Consider the following 6,472-nt stretch of genomic DNA (forward strand, 5'->3'; position numbering starts at 1 on the left):
AGCATAGATAACGATGTGACTGGGGTGAGTGAAAACAGCCAACAAAGCAGCAGCTTGAAAGATGAAGGGTATATATTTAATACATTTATCGGCGATGTTATCCTCCGATTATTTTACGTTTACTTAACCTGATACAATTATTTAAAAGTGATAATACGGAGCTATTAAAGCTTTTATATATCTAATAAGTGGGTGTTAAAGTGATTTTCCGTTGTTATTTTACGAAGAAAGCTATAAAAATGACGTAATAAAAAATAGGTAAAACGGTTGTGTGTTACCAGCGTTCTCAATTGCGGCGCAGCATTTCAGTGAATGCCATTTTCAGTATGAACTGTGACTGATTTTTTGCTCAGGCACACCGAGGTGCCTGTCACAATTTCACGTTCACTGTTCTGAAAACTCACGACATCATTTAGGTGAAATCCTTCATGCTTTGTATTATTCGCTGCCGTTGTAATATCTTGATAAGACTGGAAAAGTAATCATGCAGCTTCATGGTGATTGAGTTTTTCAGACTCTCTAAAAGACACCGGGATAAGCGCCTCCGTCGATAAGAATATTTTGTCCTGTTATATAACCGGCATGGGTACTACATAAAAATGCACAATAGGCTCCAAATTCTTCTGGAATTCCGAATCTTCCTGCGGGAATTTTCTGGCTACGTTGCATTGCCATATTTTCCGGTGAATCACCACATCTTAATGCTTTTTGTTTAAATGTTTGTCTCAGGCGCTGCGTCTCAAATGCTCCGGGTAATAGATTGTTTATAGTGACATTATTTCTCATTAATAAATGAGATTTTGCCAAACCACTAACGAAAGTTGTTAGCCCTCCTCGTGCTCCATTTGATAATCCCAACTCATTTTGAGGCGCTTTAACTGTACCAGAAGTAATATTGATGATGCGCCCAAAACTACGGTCAGCCATTTTATTGATCACTGCTTGGATCAGGGTTATTGGTGTAAGCATATTGGTGTTAATTGCCTGATACCATATATCATGACTCCATTCAGAAAAATGACCTGTTGGCGGCCCTCCTGCATTTGTGATCAGGATATCCACCATAGGTGAAGCTGTTAATACTGCCTTTTGTGTCTCCGGTTGAGTTATATCACCCGATATCCATTTTATCGACACGGCTGAATTTATCTCTTGCAACTGTAGCGCTGCCATTTTCAATTGTTCAGTTCGTCGTGCATTAATAACAACATTTACACCTTCTGCAACTAACGCCGCTGCGCAAGCAAAGCCCAGACCCTCGCTGGCTGCACATATAACAGCCCAACGCCCCGTTATTTTAAGATCCATATTCTCTCCATATATGTTCTACAAATGTCAGTTTTCTGTTTCAGACACCCAGTACTGGGTACAAACTATTAAAATGAAACAAATCAGAGCAAGAGCAAAAAGTCCCCACATCAAGCCAGTCGCAGTTGTTGTATGACCACTGGAGAAAAACCATAATACAATAGCTGCCCCGGCCATTTTGAGCGCCCCTTGTAAAGCGCTACCGGTTCCTGATAGTTCAGGATGACCATGTAAACTTATCCCGAGTAATAAAGGGGAAGATAGCCCACACCCCAACCCTATCGCAAAACTATAAATAATGATGAGGCCAATTGATAATATCTGAGTGAGGTGAATAAAAATGAGCGCTATCACTGTGAATGACAGTAATAATGGCAAAGATATTTTAAGAATATGTTCAGGTGGAGCGTGTGATAATCCTTTTTTTGTTAACAATGAACCTATTACAATTCCAGCAGAATAGATTATAAATAGATATCCGTTCTGTGATGATGATAACCCAAATTGGGTCTGGAATACGAAAGGACTAGCAGTAAAATAACCAATGGTAATGGCAAACAAGACAGCAGAGACAACACTGTATACAACAAAATTAACATCTGATAATAAAATTCGAAAACCAGCCAGTCTACCATTGCTATTTGGTCTCATTGGAGATGTTTCCGTCAGTGTCATTTTGACAAAAATCGCGCCTAACAACATCATGATGGCTAGCGCGATAAAATTAAATTTCCACGGCAGATACTCAGTGATATAGCCTCCAATAATAGGGGCAAAAGCAGGAGAAACTTGTGATGCCATAGAAAAAATTGCCAGTGATTTTGATAATTCCGTTTTATCCCTAAAAGTATCACTGAGTATTGCTCTGCTAATAACTGGGCATCCACCTGCGCCAATTCCCGTCAGTAGTCTGAATAATGAGAGTGTGTGAAATGATTCTGCGGTAGAAGTTAGATAGTTACCAACAGCAGAAAATAATAAGGAAAATATGATTACAGGAATACGCCCGTATTTATCAGAAAGTGGGCCATAAAAAATCTGAGATACTGCAAAACCAAGGAGATAATAAACAACCAAGCTCTGTGCCTGATTGTCTGTTATTGAGAGCGCCATTTTTATAATGGGAAGTGCTGGATTATAGAGGTCGATAGAAAACAATCCGAGTACTAAGATAACGCACGAGTTGATGATAATTAGTTTTGATTTCATGCCATTGCTCCTTTCATACAAGAGGGAGTGTTTTTATGCGTCCGTTGTATTCCTTATTTGGCGTAGCGTGTTGGCTATCACATTTGATTTCAATCAAAAAAGGGGCGTTTTGCTGCATAATCCCGACTAGGCACTCCTGTAATTGTTCAGGAGAATTCACGCAAAAGCTATTTACCCCTAATCCCTTAGCCAGTTGACACCAATCATAATTAGGAATTTTCGTTAAATCTGCTCTGTTATCTTTATTATTAAAGTAGCTTGCGGCATAAGAAGCATTGTTGAAGACAATAAAAAGTATATTACGATGGTATTTTGATGCAGTGGATAATTCCATTCCCTGCATTAACATACAACCATCACCTGTGATCACCATACATTTCCTGTCTGGTGCTGCGAAGCTAGCGCCTATTCCGGCTGGAATACTCCAGCCCATAGGCCCGAGTGTCGTAGCGGATAAGTATGCTTCAGGTCTGCGGGCGACCCAATAATGACCAAAGAATGAACGATGCGCACCAGAGTCTACACTGACAATTCCATTTTCTGGAAAATGTTCTTGGAGAATATTGATATAGGATGCGGGGTGTCTTTTTGCATCACCTGTTGCACTAAAATCAATAGGAAAATATTTGGGAACGGTACTGAGGTCTTTTACCCATTTTTCCCGTGTTAGGCATCCAGCTATGAGCGTGTTATGGTAGTACTCGCCAAGAGTCTCTAGAAAAGCACTACTATTTGCAGTAATTCCACAAGTAATATCAAGGTATTTACCAAGATATTCAGGATTTGTATCAACCTGAATAGTTCTACCAGAAAGTTGCAATTCTGGAGACCAGAGCATTGTACTCCATTGGGTTGTATCTACCCCCAATAAAATAATGCCCTCCAATCCCGGATCTTTAAATGCTTCAATAGCTCTGGGACTACCTGAATAACCATAAATACCGAGCGACAGAGGATGATCCTCTGGAAATATCCCTTTACCACTAAGTGTTGTTGCTACTGGAAAATGATACTTTTCTGCAAATGCTAACAACATATCAGCAGTTTCAGATGTTTTACTACGTAACCCCGCGAGAATAATGCAATTATGATTTTTATTTATGAATTGTTCAAGTTTAGGTGAGCATATTTTATTAATATCTACTGGGCGATTTTTCCAGGAATCAGAAACAGTTGAACTAATATCGGGGCGGCTTCCATCATATTCATTCAAAATTTCCTTACTTACTCCCAGATACACTGGACCTCTTTCAACTCCTTTCATTGCCCTGAGTGATTCTCTCAGAAACCGACTGATTGATTGACCCGCTTTAGCTTCAAATGTTGCGCGAGTTACTGGAGAAAAAATCACTTGTTGATTAATCCCAGATTGGGTACTGTCCTGTAAAACATTGTGCATTTCCATTGTTGATGAAATTTGTCCAGCTAAAAGTAAAACAGGGAAATTATCTGTATAGGCAGAAGCTATACCTGTCAGAGTATTCGTAACACCGGGACCACCAATGACCAGACATATACCAAAATTGTCAGAGACACGGGCATATCCTTCTGCCATATAAGCGGCCCCCGTTTCACAGGCGGTAACTACTGGGGCAGGAAAAACATCTAATACTGAATCATTATCTTTCGGGTAACATTTCATGAATGCATTTATGAGTTTGCCTGGCACCATGAAGAGATGAGACGCACCTAACTGGCGTAGTTGCCTCAATATATAAGATGCTCCACTTTCTTTCTGCTTATAATCTAAATATGTCATAGTTCATAGCCCTATAAAGTGTATATTTTGTGTTTTCATTATTTTTAACGAATCTTGATGAAATGAGTCCGGGTATCGAACATTAGGCATATCTGTAAAATAAGGTTTCGGACTTTTGGGTAAATAATCGGAAACATGCATACTATGTTGTGCACGATCCCGAAGATATTGTAGGTATAGTTCATTATGTTGCTCTGATGCAGAAACTGTCCACTGTAACGCTAATTTTGTGTTGTCAGGCACTTTATCAGGATAAGTACTTCTGTGAGTTATTCTATTATCCCAAAGAACAAGATCACCAGCCTTACTCATGATCACTTTTTCGTATGCTTGCGGAGTATTTAGCATATTTTTCACAGTGGTTTGATTCAGTCGATGAGAAAAAGGGATTAATGTTATTCCCCCTCCATAATCAGGGTCATTATCCTGCAAATATATAGCACATTGCATAAATTGCAATGGTGCATCTGGATTGATTACCTCATTCGATAAAAAATACGCATCATTGTGCCAAGGAATATAAACACTTTCCCGAATAGTAAAATTAGGAAATAAAGCAAAAGATTTTCCAAAAATTTCTTTGATAACTGTGATTGATTTATCATTCAAAATAGCATGAAATACTTCAGTGTTTTTTAATATATCTGTTGGTAAAAGAGTAGAAAGATTATTTATTTTGGATGTTTTTTTATAAAAAGACCTGATAATTTCAATTTCTTCTTTTCCTATTGCTTCAGGTATTACAACATAACCCATTTCGTGCATTTTTTTCTTGATATTCATATTTATAACTCTATCTAAATTAATAAACTGATTCTGATTGGAAAATTATTTCTTCGAACGTAATACCAAGTTGCTCAAACTCTTTAAAGAAAGAAGGGAATGAACAATGAACATCTTCATAACCATCAATAAAATTGGCTTGTTGGCAACGTAATGATGCTACAAATAAGGACATAAAAATACGATGATCCCCCCAACTGGAAAGCCTGCAATTTCCTGAATAGGATGGTGCTCCATGAATTTCAAAACCATCATAAACACCATTTATAATCAAAGGCCGAATGTTGACACCCAACTTTTGTAATTCTTGTACCATTGCTTTTATTCTTGGTGATTTATGAAGGCGGGTAATAGATCCTCCAGTAACTCTGAAACAACCATCGACATACATTCCTATTGAAGCCAGCGTAGGTACAATATTAGGGCAATTACTAACATCAAACTCATAACATCCAGTTAATGAACCTTTTCTATTAATCAACCTGATTTCATTTTCCTGATCATTTCTAATAACATTCAATCCCATTTCTTCAACAAATGTCAGAATAGCCTGCTCACCTTGCAAGCTTTTGCTGTTGATATTTTTTAGTTTAAGGTCACATGGAAATAAAGTTGCGGCGGCAACCAAGTAAGAACACGAAGTATAATCACCGGTTATTGTATATTCAGCAGGATTATATTCACCAGGAAATACCGTAATTTTGGAAAAATTTTCATTATGCTGGAATTTGATGCCAGCTATAGTGAGAATCTCTAGTGTTTGCTGAATATATGATAATGATAAGATCTCTCCTTTGATTTTTATTGTAGTACTTTTTTTAGCAAGGGGAGCTGTGAAAAGAATTGCTGTAATAAATTGAGAACTAATATTTCCTTCGATTTCACATTCACCGCCAACATACCCTCCCCAATTTATAAAAGGTGCTTTTCCGTTCATATGAACACTGGAGATATTTCCCCCTAAATCAGCAAGTGCATTCAATAAAGGCTTCATGACACGTGTTCTGAGAGTAGCATCACCAGAAATTACAGACGGTGTATCGCTATGACAAGCTAAAGCAGTTATTACACGAAAGACTAATCCCGAACCGATAGCATCAATAACATTATTATTGGGTATAATTTTCCCACCAGTGCCATATATAATTAATCGACTAGGCTCTTCAATAATTTTTGCTCCAATACTACGGCATGCCTCCTTCATTGTGGCTGTTTCTGAACAACGCAAATCATTATTTATAATTGATTTTCCATCAGACAAACTGGCAGCTAAAATCGCGCGTTGGGTTTCTGGTTTCGATGACGGTATATAGGCAGAATGAAGTATATAGCTAGATGGACTAACTGCTAGGTATTTTACTAAAGACATAAGCTTTCCTTTTATTTTTTACTAATATACCCGTTATCTTTCAA

General features: G+C 37.9%; 5 protein-coding genes. All 5 read right to left on the reverse strand.

Features of this window, described 5'->3' with window-relative positions; translation table 11 throughout:
• Positions 1 to 519: 519 nt before the first annotated feature.
• From V2H77_RS01350 to aroA, 5 genes are read right to left on the reverse strand one after another with little or no spacing between them, the layout of a single operon-like run.
• The gene (locus tag V2H77_RS01350; protein ID WP_341497361.1) at positions 520 to 1,308 is read right to left on the reverse strand and encodes an SDR family oxidoreductase; all 789 of its coding nucleotides are present in this window, start codon (positions 1,306 to 1,308) and stop codon (positions 520 to 522) included.
• Positions 1,309 to 1,335: 27 nt separating this feature from the next.
• Positions 1,336 to 2,517, reverse strand: coding sequence for a Bcr/CflA family efflux MFS transporter (locus V2H77_RS01355; protein ID WP_341497362.1), 1,182 nt, complete (start codon positions 2,515 to 2,517; stop codon positions 1,336 to 1,338).
• Positions 2,518 to 2,530: 13 nt separating this feature from the next.
• Positions 2,531 to 4,276, reverse strand: a complete 1,746-nt coding sequence (locus V2H77_RS01360) for a thiamine pyrophosphate-binding protein (protein ID WP_341497363.1) — start codon at positions 4,274 to 4,276, stop codon at positions 2,531 to 2,533.
• A gap of 3 nt (positions 4,277 to 4,279) precedes the next feature.
• Complete coding sequence (locus tag V2H77_RS01365; protein ID WP_341497364.1) at positions 4,280 to 5,059, reverse strand: phytanoyl-CoA dioxygenase family protein; 780 nt, start codon at positions 5,057 to 5,059, stop codon at positions 4,280 to 4,282.
• Between the two features lie 19 nt (positions 5,060 to 5,078).
• A complete protein-coding gene (gene aroA / locus V2H77_RS01370; protein WP_341497365.1) occupies positions 5,079 to 6,428 on the reverse strand; it encodes a 3-phosphoshikimate 1-carboxyvinyltransferase in 1,350 nt (449 codons plus the stop codon).
• Positions 6,429 to 6,472 lie beyond the last annotated feature (44 nt).

It is taken from the genome of Photorhabdus sp. P32 (genome assembly GCF_038085095.1).
GTDB classification, from domain to species: Bacteria; Pseudomonadota; Gammaproteobacteria; order Enterobacterales; family Enterobacteriaceae; genus Photorhabdus; species Photorhabdus luminescens.

Coding starts and splice junctions, on each gene's coding strand:
- aroA (WP_341497365.1), bottom strand. CDS start 6,428: ATGTCTTTAGTAAAATACCTAGCAGTTAGTCCATCTAGCTATATACTT.
- V2H77_RS01350 (WP_341497361.1), bottom strand. CDS start 1,308: ATGGATCTTAAAATAACGGGGCGTTGGGCTGTTATATGTGCAGCCAGC.
- V2H77_RS01360 (WP_341497363.1), bottom strand. CDS start 4,276: ATGACATATTTAGATTATAAGCAGAAAGAAAGTGGAGCATCTTATATA.
- V2H77_RS01355 (WP_341497362.1), bottom strand. CDS start 2,517: ATGAAATCAAAACTAATTATCATCAACTCGTGCGTTATCTTAGTACTC.
- V2H77_RS01365 (WP_341497364.1), bottom strand. CDS start 5,059: ATGAATATCAAGAAAAAAATGCACGAAATGGGTTATGTTGTAATACCT.